Origin of the sequence: Halomonas sp. Ps84H-12 (genome assembly GCF_024124725.1) — a bacterium.
Lineage (GTDB): Bacteria > Pseudomonadota > Gammaproteobacteria > Pseudomonadales > Halomonadaceae > Vreelandella > Vreelandella aquamarina.
The window spans coordinates 1-23,290 of the sequence record NZ_JAMXSJ010000014.1; the positions used below are offsets into that span (position 1 = coordinate 1).

The 23,290-nt window shown below is 57.4% G+C and carries 21 protein-coding genes, 2 pseudogenes and 1 other annotated feature; of the genes and pseudogenes, 13 read left to right on the forward strand and 10 right to left on the reverse strand.

Annotated features, from left to right (window positions below):
* Positions 1 to 433, reverse strand: a pseudogene (locus tag NH344_RS08570) (transposase); the annotation flags it as partial.
* Positions 42 to 158 (reverse strand) — a sequence feature (AL1L pseudoknot). (Overlaps the previous pseudogene by 117 nt.)
* Before the next feature lie 49 nt (positions 434 to 482).
* Here NH344_RS08570 and NH344_RS18360 point away from each other — a divergent pair.
* The 4 genes and pseudogenes from NH344_RS18360 to pepQ form a co-directional block, all read left to right on the forward strand.
* A pseudogene (locus NH344_RS18360) lies at positions 483 to 587 on the forward strand (methionine ABC transporter ATP-binding protein); the annotation flags it as partial.
* Positions 584 to 1,645, forward strand: a complete 1,062-nt coding sequence (locus tag NH344_RS08575; protein WP_253027778.1) for an oligopeptide/dipeptide ABC transporter ATP-binding protein — start codon at positions 584 to 586, stop codon at positions 1,643 to 1,645. The pseudogene NH344_RS18360 and the gene NH344_RS08575, both read left to right, overlap by 4 nt.
* A gap of 49 nt (positions 1,646 to 1,694) precedes the next feature.
* Complete coding sequence (locus NH344_RS08580) at positions 1,695 to 2,606, forward strand: LysR family transcriptional regulator (RefSeq protein WP_253027779.1); 912 nt, start codon at positions 1,695 to 1,697, stop codon at positions 2,604 to 2,606.
* A gap of 13 nt (positions 2,607 to 2,619) precedes the next feature.
* Positions 2,620 to 3,924 carry a Xaa-Pro dipeptidase gene (gene pepQ, locus NH344_RS08585; protein ID WP_253027780.1) on the forward strand — a complete coding sequence of 435 codons (1,305 nt, stop codon included), beginning with the start codon at positions 2,620 to 2,622 and terminating at the stop codon, positions 3,922 to 3,924.
* Between the two features lie 81 nt (positions 3,925 to 4,005).
* On the opposite strand, the gene NH344_RS08590 is transcribed toward pepQ, so the two are convergent.
* Entirely contained in the window at positions 4,006 to 4,614 is a 609-nt protein-coding gene (locus NH344_RS08590) for an OmpW family outer membrane protein (protein ID WP_170968100.1), read from the reverse strand.
* An 881-nt stretch (positions 4,615 to 5,495) separates the two neighbouring features.
* On the opposite strand from NH344_RS08590, the gene NH344_RS08595 reads away from it, so the two are divergent.
* Positions 5,496 to 6,260 (forward strand): SDR family oxidoreductase, encoded by a 765-nt coding sequence (locus tag NH344_RS08595; RefSeq protein ID WP_062374639.1) that lies wholly within the window; start codon positions 5,496 to 5,498, stop codon positions 6,258 to 6,260.
* Between the two features lie 74 nt (positions 6,261 to 6,334).
* On the opposite strand, the gene NH344_RS08600 is transcribed toward NH344_RS08595, so the two are convergent.
* Both NH344_RS08600 and NH344_RS08605 read right to left on the reverse strand, forming a co-directional pair.
* Positions 6,335 to 7,411: a 2,3-butanediol dehydrogenase gene (locus NH344_RS08600; protein ID WP_275041238.1), complete on the reverse strand. Its 1,077-nt coding sequence runs from the start codon at positions 7,409 to 7,411 to the stop codon at positions 6,335 to 6,337.
* Positions 7,412 to 7,442: 31 nt separating this feature from the next.
* Positions 7,443 to 9,257: an NAD(P)/FAD-dependent oxidoreductase gene (locus tag NH344_RS08605; RefSeq protein ID WP_253027781.1), complete on the reverse strand. Its 1,815-nt coding sequence runs from the start codon at positions 9,255 to 9,257 to the stop codon at positions 7,443 to 7,445.
* Positions 9,258 to 9,545: 288 nt separating this feature from the next.
* Here NH344_RS08605 and NH344_RS08610 point away from each other — a divergent pair, with 288 nt between their 5' ends.
* The 3 genes from NH344_RS08610 to NH344_RS08620 all read left to right on the forward strand — a co-directional run bounded on the left by NH344_RS08610 (position 9,546) and on the right by NH344_RS08620 (position 13,646).
* A complete protein-coding gene (locus tag NH344_RS08610) occupies positions 9,546 to 11,519 on the forward strand; it encodes a sigma-54-dependent Fis family transcriptional regulator (RefSeq protein WP_253027782.1) in 1,974 nt (657 codons plus the stop codon).
* Between the two features lie 90 nt (positions 11,520 to 11,609).
* The gene (locus tag NH344_RS08615) at positions 11,610 to 12,464 is read left to right on the forward strand and encodes a MoxR family ATPase (protein WP_253027783.1); all 855 of its coding nucleotides are present in this window, start codon (positions 11,610 to 11,612) and stop codon (positions 12,462 to 12,464) included.
* A 3-nt stretch (positions 12,465 to 12,467) separates the two neighbouring features.
* Positions 12,468 to 13,646: a VWA domain-containing protein gene (locus tag NH344_RS08620; RefSeq protein ID WP_253027784.1), complete on the forward strand. Its 1,179-nt coding sequence runs from the start codon at positions 12,468 to 12,470 to the stop codon at positions 13,644 to 13,646.
* A 153-nt stretch (positions 13,647 to 13,799) separates the two neighbouring features.
* On the opposite strand, the gene NH344_RS08625 is transcribed toward NH344_RS08620, so the two are convergent.
* Positions 13,800 to 14,360 carry a hypothetical protein gene (locus NH344_RS08625; RefSeq protein ID WP_044630412.1) on the reverse strand — a complete coding sequence of 187 codons (561 nt, stop codon included), beginning with the start codon at positions 14,358 to 14,360 and terminating at the stop codon, positions 13,800 to 13,802.
* Between the two features lie 187 nt (positions 14,361 to 14,547).
* On the opposite strand from NH344_RS08625, the gene NH344_RS08630 reads away from it, so the two are divergent.
* Positions 14,548 to 14,952 (forward strand): RidA family protein, encoded by a 405-nt coding sequence (locus tag NH344_RS08630; RefSeq protein WP_054641791.1) that lies wholly within the window; start codon positions 14,548 to 14,550, stop codon positions 14,950 to 14,952.
* Between the two features lie 6 nt (positions 14,953 to 14,958).
* Here NH344_RS08630 and NH344_RS08635 read toward each other — a convergent pair whose 3' ends face one another.
* Together NH344_RS08635 and NH344_RS08640 are read right to left on the reverse strand one after the other, a co-directional pair.
* Positions 14,959 to 16,407, reverse strand: coding sequence for a cobyric acid synthase (locus NH344_RS08635; protein WP_054645377.1), 1,449 nt, complete (start codon positions 16,405 to 16,407; stop codon positions 14,959 to 14,961).
* Positions 16,408 to 16,594: 187 nt separating this feature from the next.
* Entirely contained in the window at positions 16,595 to 17,755 is a 1,161-nt protein-coding gene (locus NH344_RS08640) for an RNA-guided endonuclease TnpB family protein (protein WP_074210195.1), read from the reverse strand.
* A 224-nt stretch (positions 17,756 to 17,979) separates the two neighbouring features.
* Here NH344_RS08640 and NH344_RS08645 point away from each other — a divergent pair, with 224 nt between their 5' ends.
* Positions 17,980 to 18,900 (forward strand): glutaminase, encoded by a 921-nt coding sequence (locus tag NH344_RS08645; RefSeq protein WP_062363230.1) that lies wholly within the window; start codon positions 17,980 to 17,982, stop codon positions 18,898 to 18,900.
* Here NH344_RS08645 and NH344_RS08650 read toward each other — a convergent pair.
* Complete coding sequence (locus NH344_RS08650) at positions 18,897 to 19,751, reverse strand: methylated-DNA--[protein]-cysteine S-methyltransferase (RefSeq protein WP_062363233.1); 855 nt, start codon at positions 19,749 to 19,751, stop codon at positions 18,897 to 18,899. The genes NH344_RS08645 and NH344_RS08650 overlap by 4 nt on opposite strands.
* Positions 19,752 to 19,962: 211 nt before the next feature.
* Between NH344_RS08650 and NH344_RS08655 the strand changes: the two genes are divergently transcribed.
* On the forward strand, positions 19,963 to 20,772 hold the full coding sequence (locus NH344_RS08655) for a DUF1206 domain-containing protein (RefSeq protein WP_062363238.1): 810 nt from the start codon (positions 19,963 to 19,965) through the stop codon (positions 20,770 to 20,772).
* 7 nt (positions 20,773 to 20,779) lie between these two features.
* Positions 20,780 to 21,382: a VTT domain-containing protein gene (locus tag NH344_RS08660; RefSeq protein ID WP_044630400.1), complete on the forward strand. Its 603-nt coding sequence runs from the start codon at positions 20,780 to 20,782 to the stop codon at positions 21,380 to 21,382.
* 50 nt (positions 21,383 to 21,432) lie between these two features.
* Here the strand turns inward: NH344_RS08660 and NH344_RS08665 are convergent, their stop codons facing one another.
* Positions 21,433 to 21,843, reverse strand: a complete 411-nt coding sequence (locus tag NH344_RS08665; protein ID WP_044630399.1) for a DUF4019 domain-containing protein — start codon at positions 21,841 to 21,843, stop codon at positions 21,433 to 21,435.
* Positions 21,844 to 22,063: 220 nt separating this feature from the next.
* On the opposite strand from NH344_RS08665, the gene NH344_RS08670 reads away from it, so the two are divergent.
* On the forward strand, positions 22,064 to 22,819 hold the full coding sequence (locus tag NH344_RS08670) for a class I SAM-dependent methyltransferase (RefSeq protein WP_253027785.1): 756 nt from the start codon (positions 22,064 to 22,066) through the stop codon (positions 22,817 to 22,819).
* Here the strand turns inward: NH344_RS08670 and NH344_RS08675 are convergent.
* Positions 22,816 to 23,286 (reverse strand): DUF1456 family protein, encoded by a 471-nt coding sequence (locus NH344_RS08675; RefSeq protein WP_044630397.1) that lies wholly within the window; start codon positions 23,284 to 23,286, stop codon positions 22,816 to 22,818. The genes NH344_RS08670 and NH344_RS08675 overlap by 4 nt on opposite strands.
* Positions 23,287 to 23,290: the final 4 nt, after the last annotated feature.

Below are 23,290 nucleotides of genomic sequence, written 5' to 3' on the forward strand. Positions count from 1 at the left end.
TCAGGATCAGCTTCAAGTGCCTTGTGGTGGTAATACGTCGATGGGGCGATTGGCAGTTGACTACAAATCGACTCGACCCCGAACTGAGCACGATGCTCGTCGATAAATGACACCATCAATTGGGTTTTCGGTCGAGCTCCGCCTGGGCGAAAAAAGCAGCCGCCTTACGGAGAATTTCATTGGCACGCTTCAATTCGGTGTTTTCACGCTCTAGCTGCTTGAGCCGTTCATGTTCAGACAGGTTAACCGAGCTGTTTTCCTGCGTGAGTTCTGTGCGTTTGCACCAGGCTCTCAAAGTCTCTGGTGTACAGCCGAACTTGCTGGCAATGGAGCAGATCGCCGCCCACTTGGACGGGTATTCGCCTTGCTGTTCAAGGACTAATCGAACAGCTCGCTCCCGGACTTCTGGGGAATATCGTTTTGGTGAGTTCATAACTCCATCCTCTCAAGATATGGAGTCTCCGGTAAAGCCGGGGCGGTTCACCCAACAAGTCCCCGACTTTGTTGAATCCGGTAACTGCCGCGTTGCCTGCCACATGGTGGCGGAAATGCTTGAAGACCGCCGCTTGAAGGAGGAGACCCTATGAACGCCCAGGCGGAAACGATCGCGACCATGCCGACCCAAAACGAAGCGAGCAACGACTCGCTACTGCAAATTCGCGGTCTTAAAAAGCGTTTCTCACTCTCCGGTGATTTTCTGGAACAGCTACGTTTCAAAGGCGGCAAGCTGGTTCGCCATCAGGAGTTTATCCACGCCATTAACGGCGTGAACCTGGACATCAAACGCGGCGAAGCGCTCTGCGTGGTGGGTGAATCTGGCTGCGGTAAGTCCACCGTGGCGCGCACGGTCATGGGGCTGATTTCTCCCTCAGAGGGTGAAATTCGCTACGACAGCCAGCGCATCGACGATCTCAGCTCGAAGCAGCTCCTGCCCTACCGCAAGCGCATGCAGATGATCTTCCAGAACCCTTACGCGTCGCTGAACCCACGCATGACCATTCAGCAGACGCTGGAAGAGCCACTGCGGCTTCACCATCCCGACTGGAACCGCCAGCAGATCCTCGATAAAGTCGAGGAGGTGATGCATTCGGTGGGTATCGACCCAGACTGGGGCAAGCGCTTTGGACACGAGTTCTCCGGCGGTCAGCGCCAGCGGATTGCGATTGCTCGCGCACTCGCCGTCGACCCCGAATTTATCGTGGCTGACGAGCCCATTTCAGCACTGGACGTATCCATTCAGGCTCAGGTGCTCAACCTGCTGATGGATGCCCAACGGGACCGTAACCTGACCTATCTGTTTATCACCCACGACCTGGCCGTGGTCGAGCACTTCGGCACGCGGGTGGCCGTTATGTACTTGGGCACGGTATGCGAGATTGCCACCACCGCTACGCTGTTTGCTAAGCCTCGGCACCCCTATACCCAGGCGCTGCTGTCGGCCATCCCTCGGCTGGAAGATGACCGCCCCCAGCACATTCGCCTCTCCGGTGAAGTGCCTACGCCGGTCAATCTGCCTAGCGGCTGTGTCTTTCATGGCCGTTGCCCCCATGCCAACGCCCGCTGCAAACAGGAAATCCCTGCACTAAGAACCCAGGATGACGGTACCCGCGTTGCGTGCCACGCTGTTGAAGAAGGCCGCCTATGAGCGCGGCCCATTCAACCGTTATACGCTTGGCCGCTTTGCGAGGTAAGGCATGGAAATTCGCTGGCTAGAAGACTTTATTGCTTTGGCCAGAACGCGACACTTCTCTCGCGCTGCCGACGAACAGCACGTCACACAGCCCACCTTTTCCCGGCGCATTAAGCTGCTGGAAGAGGAGATGGGCGTCACGCTGATCAACCGGCAAACGCTACCGCTGTCGTTAACGCCTGCGGGGGAAGAGTTTTTAACGCTATGCGAACAGGTCACCGACCGGGTTCGCTTAACGCGTGATCGCGTTCGTGAGATCAGTGCCGGGCAGCAGCGGCGCATTATGGTGGCAGCACCGCAAAGCCTGCTGGCGCATTTTCTGCCCGAATGGCTGACCCAACTGGGTTGGCAAGACCGTATGCAGCCCTACTTGCGCGCCACGGGCTGGGTGGCCAGCGACTACTTCCAGGCGCTTGCCCGGGCGGAGTGTGATCTGGCGATTTGCTACTGGCCTATTGGCCGCTGTGATCTAGATATTGATACCAGCGCCTGTACTTACCGAGTCATTGGACATGAGCGGTTGATCCCCATGACAGGGCTGAAAGCCGATGGCACGCCCTGTGCACAGCTCCCCGGCACTCGCCAGCAGCCAGTGCCTTGGCTGGCGTACCCCAAACGGGGGCTATTAGGCTCGGCGGTCAAAGCGCATTTGGCGCGACTGCCCCAAAGCACGTACTTAACAGCGCAAAGTGAAAATCTCTACGCGGCGGGCATTAAAGAGCTGGTGCTGCTGGGCTATGGCATGAGCTGGCTACCGGAACGCAATGTGGCAGCGGAAACCGCCAACGGCACGCTGGTCAGGGCTGGCGATAGTCGCTGGGACGTGCCGATGGAGCTGCGGCTTTATCGTCACCAAAGCCAGCACCACGCCGAACTCGATAGCCTGTGGAGCGAGCTTACCCCACCCCGATCTTGAAAGGATGTCTTATATGTCAGCAACCCTCTACCAACAGCAGCGCGAGCATATCGCGTCGCTACAGCGTGCTTACCAGCAATGCTTAGCTACCCATCAACTGGATAGCCTGGCGATTTACAGCGGCCACGCCCGCTACCATTTCGCCGATGATCACACCACGACCTTTCAGGCCTACGGGCATTTCACCCACTGGGTAGGGTTGGCCGATGTTCAGCACAGCTGGCTGGTGATTCAACCCGATCAACGCCCCCAGCTCTACCTCTATGCGCCCGCAGATTTTTGGCACTTGCCGACACAGCTACCTGAAGAGCCGTGGGTCGCCGAGTTTGATGTGCACCTATGTAGCGACAAAATCACGCCACCGCTATCAGGCCGCGCCGCCGTCATTGGCGATGTAACGGAGCTTGAAAGCACCGCGCAGCTCGCTAACGTGGCCACGTTGCAACCTGAAGCGTTAGTTCGCGAGCTAGATGAGCTGCGGATGACGAAATCTGCTTATGAAATTGCCTGCCTGCGTGAAGCTAACCGGCTGGCGGTAGCAGGTCATCAGGCGGCTAACGCCGCTTTTATAGGCGCTGCCGCCGAGCTGGATGTGCAGTTAGCCTATCTGGCAGCCAGCCGGCAACGCGAGTCTGAAGTGCCCTATCAAAATATTATTGGGCTAAATGAGCATGCCGGGGTCTTACACTATCAGCACTATGACCTGTCAGCCCCCAAGCAGCGTTATAGCCTGCTGGTAGATGCGGGCAGACGCTTTCGGGGTTACTGCGCCGATATTACCCGCACCTATGCAGGCCCAGATGCCCCCAGCGAGTTTGACGCTTTAATTACCGCCATGCACAGCCTCAAAGATGAGCTGATTGCACACATCGCCCCTGGCGTTGATTTCGTTGCACTGCATGAAAAAATGCACCAAGGATTAGCTGATATCTTGGTCACACACGGGCTATATAACGGCAGCGCAGAAAGCGCCATGGAAGCAGGTATCACGAGAGCCTTTTGCCCCCACGGGCTTGGGCACTCGTTGGGTATTCAGGTACATGATGTGGCCGGGTTGAGACAGCCAGACGGCACACCATCACCGGCACCTGACGCTCACCCTGCCCTGCGCCTCACCCGCACCCTGCAACCCGGCATGGTAGTGACCATTGAACCAGGGCTCTATTTTATTCCCATGCTGCTCGCGCCGCTGCGCCAGCAGGGAATTGCCGTCAACTGGGCCACGGTGGACGCTTTGGCCGCCTGCGGCGGTATCCGCATCGAAGACAATATCGTGATTACGGAAAGCGGCTGCGACAACCTGACACAAACACATTAGTGCCAGGTAAAAAAACACCCGGTTCCAATGAAGGAACCGGGCGTACCTTGGCGATTAACCGCCAGACTTAAAACGATAGGCTTAGAAACGGTAGGTAATACCACCGCCTACGGTGACAGGCTCGATGTCCACTTCACCTACACGGCCAGCGCCATCCAGGTTGATGTCGGAGTTGACGTCGGCATAGCTCACATAACCGTTTAGCATGATGTTTTCGGTGACGGCCAAGTCCACACCCGCTTGGCCAATGGCGCCATAGCTCTCATCGATGCTAAAACCAGTCGGCTCGCTAGAGAAGCGGGTATAGTTTAAGCCAACACCAACGTAGGGCTGTACTTTAGAGTCTAAACCACCCAAGGGGTAGTAGTTGACCAGCAGGTTGACCGGCAGGCGATCGACGCTACCTCCACTGGCACCAGCTGCGCTTAAATCGTGTTCAAATTTCTCAGAGCTGTTTAATTCAACGCCAACTTTGTCGCTGAACAGGTAACCCGCACCATAAGTGAAGCCACGTGCGCTTTGTACGTTGAGGTCCGCACCGCCAACATTGCCGTTACCTGAGCCCGTGTCCGTTTGGGCAACACCGCCGCGAACAAAGACATCGCCAGCTTCATAAGCCATAGCGGCTTGGCTCGCCATGAAAGCGCTGGCTGAAACGATAGCGGCGGTGATCAATTTCATTTTGCTCATCAGGGTCATCCTCTTGCATCTTGCTTGGAATTGGTGCTGGTCGACACCAGCTAACCTATACAATATATAGTATACGAACACTGTTTCCAAATTTCCTGTGAAATTTTATTATAGGTTTTCTGACTCTGATAGCTTTTATTAACCAACGGCCCCGAAAAGCAGGCATAAAAAAAGTCCCCCGAAGGGGACCCAGGTGGAGCACGCCAGCTCACTCGGTGGGTTGCCAGGCATCGCCTTAGCAACGTCGCAAAGAAGGGAGAGCATCGAGTGTCGTCATGCAAGTGACCTAAATGACTCTGTTCATTTGCTGCTTACCGTTTATGTAGCGAGCCGCATGCCAATAAATATATTTCTACTTAAATACATAGAGTTATAAAAAATAAACCGTATTCGAAAGACGCGCATCGCTTGCCAGACGGCAAAAGCGCACCAGCAGTGCGCAATTGTTGCTGCGTTGCTCCATAACGAATCATGCCAGCGCCGTCGACGGATAGCGCTACTGGCACACCTGGTTGCGGCCCCGCGTTTGGCGCGGTAAAGCGCCTCATCCGCCAATACCAGTAAACGATCCCGATCTTGATCTGACGCATCGAGGCTGCACACCATGTGCTCAACACCCATCATGGCATCGACAATTAAAATATCGGGGGCTCTTTGTTAATCTCCTTGCACGCAGCCGGAACCGAGGAGAACAGGCATACCACGTAGCTGAAGTTTGTCAACTGTTCCAGGATATGCTGCCCTAGCGTTGGGTCCTCTTCAATTAGCAGTTAATGTCAATGTATGCATTTATTCAGCTGCTGTCGTTAGCTGTATCGATATTTCACATTTAAAACGGCTACCGTGCCAAGACACGTTTAACTCACCATGGAAAAGTGCGTATGACTAAGCCCCACATCATCTATATCACTGGCGGTGCCCAAGGAATTGGTCTCGGTATCGCCCACACCCTGCTCACCGACGGCTATCGCGTTGCCATTACGGATATTGATAAAGAAGCCCTAAGTGCGGCCGCTGAACGACTGCCCCGCCGTGAGAACCTGCTAACACTAATGGCGGATGTCAGCGATGAAGCCCAAGTGGCAGCCAGCCTCGAAAAAACCGTCGGCCACTTTGGCCAGCTCAACGGCATCGTGCATAACGCGGGCCTTGCCGACCCCTTCCATGGCCCGGTGGAGCAGCTCTCGCTAGAGACATGGCAGGCCTACTTAAACACTAACCTCACCGGCGCCTTTTTGTGCGCCAAGCATGGGGCTGCTTATCTACGCCCGCACGGCGGCAGTATGGTGCTGATGGCCTCGTCACGCGCCATCCAATCCGAGCCGGATACCGAAGCCTACGCCGCTAGCAAAGGTGGCATTGTCGCGTTGACCCACGCGCTAGCGGTCAGCCTAGGCCCGGATATTCGCGTCAACGCCGTTAGCCCTGGCTGGATCGAGGTCAGCGACTGGCAAAAACCCAGCCGCCAGCAGCCGGTGGAGCACCGCGCCATCGATCGTGACCAGCATCCGGTGGGGCGCGTGGGCACTCCCGAAGATATTGCCGCGCTCACCCGCTTTCTTCTCTCCAAAGAATCCGGCTTTATCACCGGGCAGAACTTTGTCGCCGACGGCGGGATGACGCGCAAAATGATTTATGCCGAGTAGCGGCACCGCCCATCAAAAAATCCCATTAAAAAAGGCCATCCGCGGATGGCCTTTCGCCTTTCAAAAACGTACCGCTATGGCGTGACGATAATTTTCACCTGCGCCTTATCGTTCAGCAACGCCTCAAAGCCCTCCTCCACGATATCCGCCAGCGGAATGCGTTGAGTGACCATATCCTCGGCGCGGAAGTAGCCCCGCTGCATCAGCGCCATCACCGCTGGGTACACATGGCGATAGGCAATGATGCCTTTCATGGTGCGCTCCTTGATGACCAGGTCATTGGGCTGGAAGCTGGCGTCACCCTCCCAAATACTCACCACCACCACTTCGCCGCCCTCGTGAGTGCTGTGCAGCGCTTGGTTGAGCACGGCGGGAATGCCGGTCACTTCGAAGGCCACGTCCACCCCGCCGCCGCTCAAGGCGTGCAGTTTCTCCACCGCGTCCTCTTGCTGTGGGTCGACGACCATGGCTCCCAGCGCTTCGGCTTTGGCCTTACGGGACGGTGCGACTTCCACCGCATAAATCTGTGCAGCCCCGGCGGCTTTAAGCGCTTCGATGGTCATTAAACCAATCGGCCCCGCACCAAACACCACGGCACTATCCCCGGCTTTGAGGCTGCTCTGGCGTACTGAGTGCAGCGCGACCGCCGCAGGCTCGACCAGCGCCCCCTGCTCGTAGCTGAGGTCATCCGGCAGTTTGTGCACCATATGCTCACCCATCACGGTGAACTCCGAAAATCCGCCGCCACCGCCGGAGAGGCCGTGAAAGCCGAGCAGCGGCGTCAGGTTGTAGCGCTCCATCTGGTAAGCGCCATCCTTGTTAGGTGAAAGTATCGGCTCAATGGCCACACGGTCGCCTACTTTCACCCGCGTCACTTCCTCACCAACCTCCACCACTTCACCCGCAAACTCATGGCCCATGATGATCGGTGCCTGTTCGCCGCTAATGGGGTGCGGTTTGCCTACCGGAATAAAAATCGGCCCGGCGGCATACTCGTGTAAATCGCTGCCGCAAATACCGCAGGCGGCGACTTTCACTTTCACCGCATGGGGGTCGTTGATGGTAGGCACCGGCACGTGCTCAACGCGCAGATCTTTAGCGGCATACCACACTGCGGCCTGCATCTGAGGCTGATTCGTTGACTGACTCATAAGTATCCCTTCCTGTTAAGACACATAGCTTTTAAGACACATGGTGAACCGGCTGCAGCCCATAGACGGGGGTATCTAGTCCTTCCATACGAGCCTTTAACTGCAGCGCCAAATAGTGAGAGTAGTGCCGGGACTGGTGCAGGTTGCCACCGTGGAACCACAGCGCCTCTTGTTGGGTGGGCTTCCACATATTGCGCAGTTCGCCCTCCCAAGGGCCAGGGTCTTTGGTGGTGTCAGAGCCTAACCCCCAGCATTTACCCACTTTATCGGCCACTTCCTGGGAGATAAGCCGTGCCGCCCAGCCGTTCATGGAGCCATAGCCAGTGGCGTAGACGATTAAATCAGCGTCCAGCTCGCTGCCGTCAGTGAGCGTGATGGAGTGCGGATTAATACGCTCGATGCCAACACCGCTGCGCAGCTTAATATCGCCATTGGCGACCAGATCGCAGGCCCCCACATCGATGTAGTAACCCGAGCCACGGCGCAGGTATTTCAAAAACAGGCCAGACTCATCGTCACCGAAATCGAGCATAAAGCCCGCGTCTTCGAGTTTTTGGTAAAACTCAGCGTCGCGCTGTTTAATCGCCTCAAACGCCGGGCGCTGGAAGTCAGGCAGCACTTTGTAAGGAATGGAGGCAAACAGCAGGTCGGCTTTTTCGTGGGTCAACCCGCCAGCTACCGCCTCTTCCGAGTAGAGCGGCCCCAGCACTTCTTCCATCAATGAATCCGACTTAACGATATGGGTCGAGGAGCGCTGGAGCATGGTGACATCGGCATCGTGCTCCCAGAGCGCGGCGGCAATATCGTGAGCCGAGTTATTCGAGCCCACGATCACGCACTTTTTGCCCGCGTAAGCATCCGGCCCTGGGTGCTGGCTGGAGTGCTGCTGCTCGCCTTCGAAGCTTTCCGCGCCTGCAAACTTGGGCACGTTGGGCATACCGGACATCCCGGTAGCCATCACCAGCTGTTTCGGGCGTAGCGTGATCTCTTCGCCGTTGCGCTTCACGTTCACGATCCACTCGCCTGCGGCTTCATCGAAGCGTGCATTGTCGCAGGTCGTGGAACTCCAATAATTGAGCTCCATCACTTTTGTGTACATTTCCAGCCAATCGCCCACTTTGTCTTTCGGGGCAAACACCGGCCAGTTCTCCGGGAAAGGAATGTAGGGCAGGTGGTCGTACCATACCGGGTCGTGCAGGCAGAGGGATTTATAGCGCTTGCGCCAGGAGTCCCCCGCACGCTCGTTGCGCTCGATGATGATGGTGGGCACGCCCATTTGCTTTAGCCGCGCCCCCAGGCCAATACCGCCCTGGCCACCGCCAATGATCACGCAGTAGGGCTGGCGCGTGTAACCAAGCTCCGCTTCTTCCCGCTCGCGGGCTTCCAGCCAGGTTTCACGCTGTTTGTTGGCACCATGCTCGGCCCCTTTAGGGCGATGGTGGTTGCGCGGTTCGGGAAAATCGTCCAGCGCCTGCATGGTGGTCAGCAGTGTCCAGCACTTGCCGTTTATCAAACGTAGGTAGCCTTTTCCGCTGGCAATGGCCGTTTTGAAGGTGAACCACGCCTCGACGGTATCGCCGTTTTCGCTGGCCTCACCGTCAAGCTGCCACTGGGTGGGCTGAGTATTGGCCAGCGTGGCATCAAGCATGGCCTGGATTTCCTTCTGGCCTTCGCAGGTTTTTAGATTCCAGGTAAACGCCAGAAAATCGCGCCAGTAGCACTCGTCGTTGAATAGCATCAGCACGCGTTGGATATCGCGCGCCTGGAGCGCTTCATCAAACTCATGTAGCCATGCGTTGACGGTGCTGGTAGCGCTTGATGGGGTACTTACCTCTGTGTGAGTCATCGCGGGTACTCCAAGGTCGTTGTTATTGTTGCACTGTCGATAAGACACTCAACCCTAAGCACCTGCCGTGCCAAATGCGCTAAATAGGCAATAAGCAACTGAAAAATATCAGCAATCAAACATCCACACAGCGCCATAAAACAGCGCAAACCGCGTACACCTGTCACGTCGTGTGTACGGCTAACGTTACAGGTGTAACGCACGACTAACGGCGTAATACACCCTCGTTGACACCCTCTACAAAGCGCATAGTCTGGAAGTACAACAATAATCGTGTGTGGATTCGCCATGCCAACGCCATCACTACCACCGACACGCTTGGCCTCCTTGCAGCGCCAGCATATCGAGCACATCTTCCAGCTCGGTGAAGGGCTGGATGCGCCGCAGCTACCGGCACAGGCCACCATCCGCCGCTCTTGGCTGCGCTGCCTCAACGAGTACCAACTCGACCCCACGCAGCCACGCCCTGCCCGGGTGGTGCCCCAGCAAACCTTGATCGAGCACCGGGAATCCGTCGATGAGCTGCTGCACGTCGCCCGGGCCGGGGTCGAGCAGCTCTACGGGCAAATCGCCCAGCTCGGCTACGTGCTGCTCCTCACCGATCATCGCGGCATTACCGTGGAGTTTCGCGGCAATCCCAATCAAGACCAGCAGCTACGCAAAGCGGGCCTCTATTTAGGAGCTGACTGGGACGAGCGCTTCGCGGGTACCTGCGCCGTAGGCACCTGCCTGCACGACCGCCAAGCGATCATTTGCCACCGCCAGGAGCACTTCGACGCCACGCATATTTCTCTGACCTGCACGGCTGCCCCTATCGCCGACCCGCAAGGCAACGTAATGGCCGTGCTGGATATCTCTGCGCTGCAGTCGCCCACTCAGCATGAGAGTCAGAACTTCAGCCTATCGCTGGTGACGCTCTACGCCCGCATGATCGAAGACGCCTACTTTCTGCAGCGCTACCGCGACTGCCTAATGGTGCGCTTAGATACCTCGCGGGAATTTGTGCATGTGAACGGGCGTGGGCTTATCGCCATTGAAGAGAACGGCCAGGTTATTGCCGCCAATGCCGTCGGCCGCGAACTGATCAGTACGCACCAACAGCGCTGGCCGCCGTGGTCTGCTCAACACGCACCGATGCTCAGCGAACTGTTTGAGTGCGAAATTTCCGATGTGCTGAGTATCAACAGCGCGACCAACGACCAGCTCAGGGCGTTTCGCGCCCGCGCCAGCAACGCCATCTACTTTATTAGCCTGCTTGAGCCGCGCAGGCCGCGCATCGCACCACTCGGAAAGCCCGCCTCCTCGCTGCCAACAGCGCTAGAACGGCTGGGGGCCGACGACCCCGCTATACGTAAAGTGCAGAAATTGGCCGAACGGCTGCGTAACGAAGCCAGTGTCAACGTGCTGATCAGTGGTGAAACCGGTACCGGCAAAGAAGTAGTCGCCCGTGCGCTGCACGATAGCGGCAACCGCGCCAAAGGCCCCTTTATTGCGGTGAACTGTGCGGCGATTCCCGAAGCGTTGATCGAAAGCGAGCTGTTCGGCTACGAACCCGGCGCGTTTACCGGCGGGCGAGCAAAAGGTATGCGCGGGCTGATCCCTCAGGCCCATGGCGGCACGCTGTTTTTAGACGAGATCGGCGATATGCCACTGGCGCTACAAACCCGCCTGCTGCGGGTACTGGCCGAGCGGGAAGTGATGCCGCTAGGGGCAAACAAACCCGAAAAAGTCGATATCCGGGTGATCACCGCTACCCACCGCCATATCGATACCATGATTGCGCAGGGAGAGTTTCGTGAAGACCTCTACTACCGCCTGAACGGTGCCCAACTGCGCTTACCACCGCTGCGCGAACGCGCCGACAAGCTCTACGTGATTCGCCAAGTATTCAGCGATGTGGTGAGCGAACGCGGCGGAAGCTCCGCCCCTAGGCTGCGGGCCGACGCCATCAGCGCCCTACTTGCCTACGCCTGGCCCGGCAATATTCGTCAGCTTAAAAACGCCCTGGCGTTTGCACTCGTCACCGCCGAGAGCGACGAAATCACCGTACACGACCTGCCCGAACAGTGCCTCAGCCAGCGCATTACCCACTCGCCAGCCATCACCGCGCCTGAAAACGAGGCCGCCGATAGCCAACTCCTCATTCAGCTGCAGCAACACCAATGGAACATTAGCGCCGTGGCACGCGAGCTGGGGGTTTCACGGCCAACGGTGTATCGGCAAATGCAGCGCCAAGGCATCGTGCCGCCGAATAAGGCCTGAGAGCGGACGGCGCTTGGCCTGGGCGACCAGCCTCACGTACACTTGTTTGAATCTGATATTCACCACGCTTCCAATAAGCCGAGGCCCACTATGGCGTTTGATTCCACTTCTTCGTATATCGCAACCAATGCGCTTAAACAGGCGGTGAATGCTGCCGTGATACTTGAGCGCCCGCTACTGATCAAAGGCGAGCCAGGCACCGGCAAAACCTTATTAGCAGAAGAGCTGGCAGAATCCCTCGGCACCAAGCTGATCACTTGGCACATCAAATCCAGTACTAAAGCCGCTCAAGGGCTGTATGAGTACGATGCGGTGAGCCGCCTGCGGGATTCACAGCTAGGTGTAGAAGGTGTTGAGAACGTCGCTAACTACATCAAGCCCGGCAAACTGTGGGAAGCCTTTACCGCTGATGAGCGGGTGGTCCTGCTGATTGATGAAATCGACAAGGCAGATATCGAATTCCCCAACGACCTGCTCCAAGAGCTGGACCGTATGGAGTTTCACGTCTACGAAACTGGTGAAACCATCCGTGCCGAAAAGCGCCCGATCATTGTCATCACCTCCAACAACGAAAAAGAGCTGCCGGATGCCTTTCTGCGCCGCTGCTTTTTCCACTATATCGAATTCCCCGACCGCGAAACCATGCAGGCGATTGTGGATGTTCACTTCCCGAACATTGCTCCTAAGCTGGTCAGCGAAGCGCTGGAAGTCTTTTTTGATCTGCGTAGCGCCCCAGGGCTCAAGAAAAAGCCCTCCACCTCAGAGCTGGTCGATTGGCTCAAACTGCTGATGGCCGACGAGCTGGCACAAGAAGCGCTTTACCATCGCGACCCCGCCAAAGCGCTGCCGCCCATGGCCGGTGCGCTGGTTAAAAACGAGCAGGACACCCACCTGCTGGAACGCTTGGCCTTTATGATGCGTCGCCAGAAGAACAGCGGGCGCTAAGCCATGTTTATCGGCTTATTTGAAACCCTCAAACGCGCGGGCGTACCTGTTTCACTGCGGGAGCTGCTAGATCTTCACGCCGTGGTGGAGCGCGGCGTGGTGTTTGCCGATATGGAGGCGTTCTATCAGGTCGCGCGTACGGTGATGGTGAAGGATGAGCGCCACTTTGACCGCTTCGATCGCGCTTTTGCCGCCTGGTTCAAGGGTATCGAGGACATGGACGCCGCCATCGAAGCACTGATTCCCGATGAGTGGCTGCGCCGCGAACTCGAGAAACAGCTCACCGACGAGGAGAAGGCCAAGATCGAATCGCTAGGCGGGCTCGAAGAGCTCATCAAGACGTTCAAAAAACGTTTGGAGGAGCAGAAAGAGCGCCACGCAGGCGGCAATAAATGGATTGGTACCGGCGGCACCAGCCCGTTTGGGGCTTATGGCTACAACCCGGAAGGCATTCGCATTGGGCAAGATGGTTCCCGCCACCGCCGCGCCACCAAAGTGTGGGACGAGCGACGCTTTCGCGATTACGACGACTCGCTGGAACTGGGCACCCGCAACATCAAAATGGCCCTGCGACGGCTGCGCAAATTCGCCCGCCAGGGCGCTCGGGACGAGTTCGATGTGGACGGTACCATTCGCGAAACCGCCCGCGATGCCGGGCTGCTCAATATCCAGATGCGCCCGGAGCGCCACAATGCGGTCAAGGTGCTGCTGTTTCTGGACGTGGGCGGCTCCATGGATGACCACATTCGCGTCTGCGAAGAGCTCTTTTCTGCGGCACGCTCCGAGTTCAAGCACCTAGAGCACTACTACTTCCATAACTGCCTCTACGAAGGCGTCTGGAAAAACAACCTGCGCCGTGGCAACGAGCGTATCCCTACCATGGACGTACTGCACACCTACGGCGCGGACTACCAGGTGGTCATCGTCGGCGACGCCGCCATGTCGCCTTATGAGGTCACCCATCCTGGCGGTAGCGTCGAACATTTCAATGATGAAGCCGGCGGCGTGTGGCTCAAACGCTTGACCGAGAAATTCCCCCGTTTAGCCTGGCTTAACCCAATGCCTCCCCGCACTTGGGAATACACCTACTCGACCACGCTCATTCGCGAGCTCATCGACGACCGTATGTACCCGATGACGCTGGAAGGGCTGGAAACCGCTATGCGCGAATTGGCGAAGTAGCGTTTGCCCACCCAACGCCGTTGCTTGGGTGGGGTATTCCAAACCTTCGACAAACGATAGCGTTTTACTCCCTGATCACGTGCCCTAGCCACGCTATTGAGAACATGACAACAGCGTGCAAGCTAGTCGCGAATAATGGAACGTCGCGTTGCCTTAAAGCGTCGCAGGCACATTATTGATCCCGGTTAAAAATGCCTCTTTAGCCTGAGCAAACGCAGCCGCATCGTGTTTAAAGCGACGCAAAATCAGTGCTTCATCCAGTGCTAACGTGGGCGATAGCGCCTCAAGGCTCTTGGCAGGATGGCGCGCCGACAGCCCAATATGCTGGCCATTATCCGCCGCGAACCAGCGTTTGAAGCCGCACTTCTGATAGAACGCTTTCTCTTTTTCATCCTGCGCATCGATGCGCAGCGGAGCCTTCAGACTGAGCTCGCTCAACAAACGAGCTTTTGCACCTTTTGCAAACTCGCAGGCGTGAGTCACGGTCATGCCCTCGCCCGCTTCATCCAGCACCAGCAGGGCTAGCGCCAGCGGCTTTCCAGCACCGTCTACACCCGCCAAAAGGCGTGCGCCTTCTTGGGCAAACAGTACATTTTTAGTACCGGTAAACACTACCAGCGGCGTTAGGCCTGCCTGCTGGCCATACACCTCAGCACATAGCTTGGCCAAACACGCATCACGCGGCTCACTCTGACTTACATGGACTACCTTCATAACGCTCTCTCGTTGCGTTCGTTTACCCCGCCACTTCCCTACGTTACAACAAGCGCTGGCGAGCTATAAAAGCCCGCCAGCGTAGAGCAAAGCGCGTGATGACACCAGTCTGGTTATTCATTGAACCCTAATGCCCTGAGGCAGTCGCAGTAAAGGCAAGGCATTTTTTTATTGCCAAGGAGAGCACATGACACAGTTCATCAACGACCCTACCCTGCCAAAACCCAGTTTCCCGGGTAGCCATATGGTAGTTGACGACCACTATATGTTTATTTCTGGCCTGACGGTGGCCGATCTTTCCAACGGGGAAGCGGCGCGAGGCGATGTTAAAGAGGAGACCCGCCTAGTGATGCGCGAACTCGCGCGCATGCTAGAGCAAGAAGGTGGCAGTCTGGCGGATGTGGTTCGCGTGGATGTTCACCTCACTGACCTAAAACAGATCAATGCGCTAGACAGCATCTACGCCGAATTTTTTGAGCCAGGGCGCTACCCAGCGCGCACTTGTACTGAATCACCCCACATTTGCGGTGGCAGTTCGGTAGAAATTACCTTGATGGCGAAACGTCCATCGAAAGACACTGCAGCGGAATAGCCTCCGTTAAGATTTGACTAACGCCAGGATCGCGTCAATATCCAGATGTGCTTCTAGCGTATCGGCCAAGCGCTCCAAGGCTTGTTCGCGGTGGGCGTTGTAATCTACGCTGCCTGCCTTGGCTAGGCCAAGCTTCGTGAGTAGCGCTTGGCAGGCGTCTGGATGATCAAACAGGCCGTGTAGGTAAGTGCCCATCACTTGGCCGTCCTCGCTGATGGCCCCATCCAAGTGGGTACCGAGATCGAATAGCGGATTGTCCAGAGCGGAGCCTTTGCTAACGCCGTTATGGATCTCGTATCCCTTTACCTTTGCTTCTTCCCCCACCAACATGCCGCTCACGTTGCGAAGCTGCTTGCCCGCCACCATGCGTGTCGTCAGCGGTAACAGACCCAACCCGGCGACTTTCCCGGGCGTGCCCTCTAGCCCGTCGGGGTCATCCACCCACTCCCCCAGCATTTGAAAGCCGCCGCAAATGCCCAGCACTTTGCCGCCATAGCGCAGGTGGCGAGTCATCGCGGCGTCCCAACCTTGGCGCTTTAACCAGGCTAAGTCGCTAGCGGTGCTTTTACTGCCGGGAAGTACGATCACATCAGCGCAGGGAATGGGCTGATCGGGGCCGATAAAGCTAAGCGATACCTGCGGATGCAGGCGAAGCGGATCGAAATCGGTATGGTTACTGATGCGCGGCAGTGCAGGAACGATAACCTTGAGCGTTTGGCTCTCTTTCTCCGCCTGCACGGTGCCGATGCTATCTTCGGCATCCAGCAGCAGCCCTTGTAGATACGGCAGCGTGCCCAGCACCGGCTTTTGGGTGCGCGCTTCCAACCACTCTAGCCCTGGCTCCAGCAGCGCAATATCGCCCCGAAAACGGTTGATAATAAAGCCTTTGGTGCGGGCCTGTTCGCTGTCACTCAGTAGCGCCAGCGTGCCAACCAATTGAGCAAACACGCCGCCGCGGTCAATATCGCCCACCAGCAGCACCGGGCAGTCCGCGGCTTCGGCAAAGCCCATATTGGCAATATCCCCTTTGCGCAGGTTGATTTCCGCCGGGCTGCCTGCGCCTTCGGCAATAATCACATCATAGCGCTGCTCTAACGCTTGCCACGCTGCCATCACGCTCTCTTGGGCGGTGCGTTTGAAGGCGTGGTAGTCCAGCGCGTCCATATGGCCGTACACCTTACCACGCAGAATCACCTGGGCACCCCGGTCGGTTTCTGGCTTTAGCAGTACCGGGTTCATATCGCTATGGGGAAGGACGCCGGCCGCTTGGGCCTGTAGCGCGGTGGAGCGGCCAATCTCGCCACCATCGCTGGTCACCGCACTGTTTAGCGCCATGTTTTGTGGTTTGAACGGGGCCACCGAGAGACCCCGGCGCTTGAGAACTCGGCAAAGCCCCGCCACCACGGTGCTTTTGCCCGCATCCGAGGTGGTGCCTTGAATCATCAGTGTGGTCATGGCGTCTTCTCGACCTACGCAGTTGCTGAATATCCGTCCTTGACCTCCTCCCCTTCCTCAGCTTCTTAGGAAGCTGCCGCCTGCGGCGGAAAGGAAGGGGATTCCCGGTTGTTGCCTTCCGGGTTCCTGCTTCACAGCCCGTTGCCCTTGGTGATGGCACCTCAGGTCTTACACAAGCTCCACAGGCTTAACCTCCCGTGAGCCCCACGGTAGTCGTCTTTTCATGCTGCCGGAGCTTGTCAGCGCCCGCCAGAATGGCTTTGCCCGATTGCAAAATGTTGCGGGCAGCGTTCACATCGCGGTCGATGCCTTGGGTGCCACAGTGTGGGCAATCCCAAGTGCGGACATTGAGCGGCATCTTCTCGGTGATATGGCCACAGTGAAAACAGCGTTTTGAGCTGGGATACCACTTGTCGATCTGGACGAAATCGCGCCCGTACCGCTCGGCCTTGTACGCCAGTTGTTGGGTAAGCTGGTACCAGCCCACGTCGCTAATTGCTTTCGCCAGTGAGCTGTTTTTCAGCAGGTTCTTGACCGGCAAACTCTCGGCAGCAATGACTTGGTTCTCGTGAATAAGCTGCGTGGAGAGTTTATGGGTGGCGTCGCGGCGTTGGTCGGCCAGCTTGGCATGCACCTTCGCCACTCGATGCCGCGCCTTGGCGCGGTTTTGCGAGCCTTTCTGTTTGCGCGACAGGTTGCGTTGCACCCGTGCGAGTTTGCGCTCGGTACGATGGAGAAAACGCGGGTTGGGGATTTTGTCGCCGTCACTGGTGATGACGCGATGCGTCAGTCCCAGGTCGATACCGACCATTTTGGGTGTCACGGGCAGCGGCGTGACCGCTTCTTCCACCAAAAAGCTGACGTGGTAACGGCCAGCGGTATCGCAGCTCACCGTGATACTGCTTGGTGTGCCGGAAAAATACCGGCTCCAGCGGATATCGAGTGGGTCCTTGTGCTTAGCCAGCCACAGCTTGCCGTCGCGCCAGCGAAAACCGTTGGCCATGTACGTGGCCGACTGTTTGCGCTGTTTTTTCTTGAAGGTGGGATACCGCGCCTGACCTTTGAAGAAGTTTGAGAAGGCGCGGTCGAGATGCCGGAGCGACTGTTGCAAGCAGACATTGGACACCTCGGCCAGAAACGCCGTGTCCGGCTGTTTCTTGAGGGTGGTGAGCGCTTTGGCGGTGGCGTTGTAGCCCATGCGCTCTTGACGCTCGAACCAGGCATCGGTGCGCTGGCGCAGGAAGTGGTTGTAGACATAGCGCACACAGCCAAACGTCCGGGCAAGCTGGTCAGCTTGCTCGGACGTGGGATAAAACCGATAACGATAGGCGCGGTGTACGGTCGTCATGGCTAAAAATTAACGTGGTAAATCTAGCATGTCAACTAAGAGGCGCTGCGCGCCTCGCGCTATCCTGCCTCGGCCTAAAAGGCCGAGGTTTGACGCGCATTTTGATTAAATCGTGCGCCCTCAGGCTTCACAAGGTGCGTCGTGGAAGGGCCGGATAACAGGCAGACAGCTGAGCTTTTTTCCGCTAGGGTAGCGGCTCCCGCTGCCAAACGACGACGCCCGAGATGCAAGAGTTACTCAACGATATTGCCGCCGAGTTGGCCCAGGAAACCGAGCGCGGCAAAATGGCTGATTACATCCCTCAGCTTGCCCATGTAGACCCCAGCCAGTTTGCCATTAGCCTAGCCACGGTAGAGGGCGAGCGCTTTTCGGCGGGCTGCGCGACCACGCCCTTCTCGATTCAGAGTATTTCCAAGGTATTTACCTTGACCATTGCGCTGGGGAAATGGGGCGATGGACTGTGGTCAAAAGTAGGCCGCGAGCCTTCCGGCGACCCGTTCAACTCCATCGTTCAGCTAGAGCATGAGGGCGGCAAACCGCGCAACCCGTTCATCAATGCCGGGGCCATTGCGGTGGTGGATGCCATCATGATGGGCCACGAACCCAAAGAGACTCTGGCCGAAATTTTGAGCTTTGTGCGCTACATCGCAGACGACAACAGCATCTGTTTTGATCATCAAGTCGCTGCGTCGGAAATGGAGCACAAAGATCGCAACGCTTCGCTAGCCCACTTTATGAAAGCCTTTGGGCGGCTGCGCCACGATGTCGATAAAGTGCTCGGCACCTACTTTCACCAGTGCGCTATCGCCATGAGCAGCGAACAGTTGGCCCACGCCGGGCTGTTTCTGGCCTCCGATGGGGTCAATCGGCCCAGCAATTTGCGCGTCGTGTCGCCCCAGCGGGCACGGCGGATCAACTCGCTGATGATGCTGTGCGGCCACTACGATGCCTCGGGGGAGTTCGCCTTTCGCGTGGGCTTGCCGGGCAAAAGCGGCGTAGGCGGCGGCATTTTAGCCATCGCGCCGGGGCGCGGCTCGCTAGCGGTGTGGTCGCCAGGGTTAGATCGCTATGGCAACAGCCTGCTAGGGGCGCGGGCGCTGGAGATGTTCGTGCAGCGCACCGGCTGGTCCGTTTTTGGGCACTAGCCGTGGGCGCTTTCCAACTGTTCAGCGTACTGGGCAGCTTCCCAGGCCTGCACTTTGCGTTTCACATCTAGCCCCCAACGGTAGCCGCCTAGCGCGCCGCTTTGCTGAATCACCCGGTGGCAGGGAATCCACAGCGCCACCGGGTTCGCGCCCACCGCATTCCCTACCGCCCGAGATGCTGTTGGCGCGCCTAGCGCCTGGGCAATGTGCGAATAGCTGGCGAGCCGTCCGTCGGGAATCATCAGCAGTGCTCGCCAAACGTTCAGCTGAAAATTGGTGCCGCGTACGTGTAGCGACAGCGCCCCCGGCGCAGCCGTTTTCCCTGGCTCGAACAGCGCATCGACGGCATAGCGGGTCGCCTCTGGCCGGTGGCGCACGGTACTGCGCGGCCACTCAGCGGCGAGCTGAGCCAGCATCTCTGCCTCGGGCGTGGCGGCCAGAAACCCCATTCGGCAAATACCCCTTGGCGTCGCTGCCACCAACACTTCGCCAAACGGCGTGGGATGAATGCCGTAAGCAATCTCCACGCCCTCCCCTTGGCGCTTAAACTCGCCAGGCGTGACCGCTTCCAGTGTCACAAAATGATCGTAAAGCCGCGAGCCACCGCTTAGCCCCAGCGCCTGGGCGGTATCGGCCAGGCTTTGCGCCGAGGCAATGAGCTGTTTACCCCGCGCCAGCGTCAGCGCCTGCAAAAAGCGCTTGGGGCTAACGCCTGCATAGCGGCAAAACAGCCGCTGAAAATGGAACGCGCTCAAATGCACCTGCGCCGCCACCGTCTCCAAACTCGGCTGCTGGGTGGCGTTGGCCACCATAAAGGCCATGGCTTTTTCGATGCGGGCGTAGTCGTTCATTGCTTCTATCTCACGGGTAAGGCTAAGGGATAACGCTCACAGTAGTTCAAGCTTAACCAGCGAAGGCCCCAGGGCCCACCCGAATCTTGCTCAGTTTGCATCCCTTTTATCGCCAAATGCCCAATAAACGCTACGCTGGACATTATCTCCCTACACCCACAGTATGGGCCTCCGGAAGGATCGCCATTGCCATTTACGTCAGGAGGACATCATGGACAGTACCCCCCCGAACCAACGGGATGCGGTAAAACTGTTCGCCCGCTTGGGCTACGCATCGCGAGGCGTGGTATATCTGCTGGTGGGTGGATTAGCGGCACTGGCGGCGTTTGGCCAAGGCGGCCAAACCGAAGGCAGCCGCGGCGCGCTTGAAAGCGTACTAACCGCCCCCTTCGGCAAAGTGCTGCTGGGCGTTATTGCATTGGGGTTAGTGGGCTATGCCGTATGGCGCACGCTGCAAGCCCTTCAGGATACTGATCACCACGGCAGCGGCACTAAAGGGCTGGCGATTCGCGGGGGCTTGCTGGTTAGCGCCGTTACGCATACGTTCTTGGCCTTTTTTGCTGCCAAGCTTGTGGTTCATATCGGCGGCTCTAGCGGCTCTGGAGATGGTTCTGAAAGTGCGGCCAGTTGGCTGATGCAGCAGCCCTTCGGGCGCTGGCTGGTGGCCGCAGTCGGCATTGCGCTGATTGGCGCGGGCATCGCCCATGCCATTAAAGGCTGGAAAGCAAAATTCGACCGCCACTTCTCAATGCCTGCCAAAGTGCAGCGCTGGGCTTACCCAGTATGCCGCTTTGGTTTAGCGGTGCGTGGATTGGTATTTGTTATGGTTGGCAGCTTCTTTATCCTAGCGGCTTACCAGTTCAACCCTAACCAAGCGGGCGGCACGACCGAAGTGTTCAGCACGTTAAGAGGCCAAGCCTTGGGCCAGTGGCTGCTCGCGTTTGTGGCTGTTGGGCTATTTGCGTTTGGCGTGTATAGCTTATTAACCGCTGTTTACCGCCGTATTAACCCTTCCCTGTAGCGCTCCTATGGCCTTTACATCAACGCGTACGAAGCAGTGGTTTGAGCGTATTAACGGCTCGAAAAATATGTTGTGGCTGCTCGCCACGCTCTCCTTTTTAGAAACCATTATTCTGCCGATTCCCATTGAACTGGTATTAATCCCGCTAATGGCAGTGAACCGGCAGCGCATCTGGGCTATTGCCGCCGTTACCACGCTGGGCTGTTTAGCGGCGTCCATCGTCGGTTACGGCGTGGGCATGGTGTTGTACCAGTCCGTCGGCACGTGGTTTATCGAATTTATGGGGATGGAGCAGAGCTATCAGGCGTTTCAAGGCTTCTTTGACCAGTACGGCTTTGCAGCCATTCTCGCCATTGGCATTTTGCCGATTCCGTTTCAGGTCGCGATGATTACCGCCGGGCTCTCGGGCTACCCCATCGCGCTGTTCGCCCTGGCCGCCCTCATCGCCCGCGGGCTGCGTTACTACGGGCTAGCATGGCTGGTACACCGTTTTGGGCACCGAGTGGAAAGCATGTGGAAACGCCATGCGCTGAAGACCAGCCTAGCGCTGGGCAGTGTGGTGCTTCTGCTAGTCCTGGGGATGCAGGCACTGGCGGGGCTGATCGTGTAGAAAACACACTAGCCGCCAACGTTGGCGGCTATTGATGGGCGCGAATCACGTTACTGCACGTAGTAGCCGCTCACTCGCCACGTGCCCTCTTCCAGATGTGGCGTGACGACTTCGACCACGCGCTGGTTATTCGTGAACTGGGTTTTAAAAGCGAACTCTTTGTAGTCGTTGCGCGGCGCCCCAGGCATCGAGGTGTACTGCGACATGCGGATGCGCCGCCGCGACTCGACGCTGCCCAAATCGTTGCGGGCCAGCGTCACCACGCGCTGCAGCATGGTGGGAGAAAGCGGCGTCTTCAACAGCGGCGACGACTTTTCCCAAGCCTGCTCATATTCACCTTGATCAATCGCTTCCAGCCAAGCGAGCGCGGCCGCTTCCGCCGCCTCGGTGGTAGACGCCTGTACATAAGAAGTCATCGCCAGGAGCAACGCAGAGAGAATGAGAGCAAAGGGTTTTAGCATGGCAGCCTCGTATGGCAATCGAATGTGTCGTGCGACTTTAGTAGTTATCGGACCATCACACGATTTCTTTAATCACATTAACCCTAAAGCGCTAGCCAGACTGTGAAAGAGTGCAAACTTGATCGCCGCTTGGCCAAGCCACTCCTACGCCTTCTCAAACTCCAACCGCTCGTTTACTATGCGCCTCCTCATTTATGTCAGCCCTCACCATTAGGCCACTATGTCCGTCAACGCGCTCTACACCGACCTGTCTGGCTACTACGATTTGATGTGCGTCGACATCGACTACCAGGCCCAAAGCCACGCCATTCGTCGCCTGCACCAAATTTTTGGTAATGAAGGCAAACGCCATTTGGACTTAGCCTGCGGCACCGGCCCTCACGTGCGTTATTTTCTGGATGCTGGCTACACCAGCAGCGGGTTGGATATTAACCAACCGATGCTGGATATTGCCGCCCAACGCTGCCCAGAGGCGCACTTCTCACTGCAGGATATGAGCAGCTTTGAGGTCGACGAACCGCTGGATCTCATCACCTGCTTTCTCTACTCCATCCACTACAGCGATGGCCTGGACAAGCTCGGCGACTGCATCGCCAGTGCCCACCGCGCCTTGAACGAGGGCGGCGTGTTCTGCTTCAACGCGGTGGATAAGCAGCGGATCGACAACGCGCTGTTCGTCAAGCACACGGTCCAGCAGGCGGAGGATAGGTTCACTTTCCGCTCCGGGTGGCACTACAGCGGCCAAGGGGAGCGGCAGTCGCTGCGGCTGAGCATCGAAAAGACCACGGCGGAGACAACGAAGGTGTGGTACGACGAGCACTCCATGGTGGCCGTCAGTTTTAGCGAACTCATCGCCCTGCTGGAGCCTACCTTCGAGGTGCACGTGTTTGAGCATGATTACCAGACCATCACGCCCTGGGATAACGTCTCAGGCAATGCGATCTTCGTGTGTGTGAAGCGCGAGGGCCTCGCTTAGCCTTTATCGTTCGGGCGCAGCTGAAGCTGAATGCCCATCAGGAAATTGCGCAGCATCTGATCTTTGCACTCACGGTAGTTCTTATGGCTGGGCTTGCGGAAAAACGCGCTAAGCTCATGTGCGCTAAGCGGCAAGCCCACTTGCTCGAACACTTCTAAAATATCCTCTGCCTTCATGTTCAGCGCGATACGCAGTTTCTGGAACACCATATTGTTGTTCAGCTGCGATTCTGGCGCAGGCTGCGGGCCTTCACGCTTGCCGCGTTTGAAGCTGATGAAACCGTTCAAAAACGACGCCAGCTCTTTGTTCTTCATGGTCACGAAGGCGTCGTCCTCGTCTTTTTTCAGCCACGCCGTCACCTGCTCCTGGGTCACGCTCACGTCCGCCAGGGCGAAGATCTTGACGATGGTGTTGTCTTTTAAATCAAAGGTGTAGCGGATACGGCGAAAAATATCGTTGTTGGTCAAAATC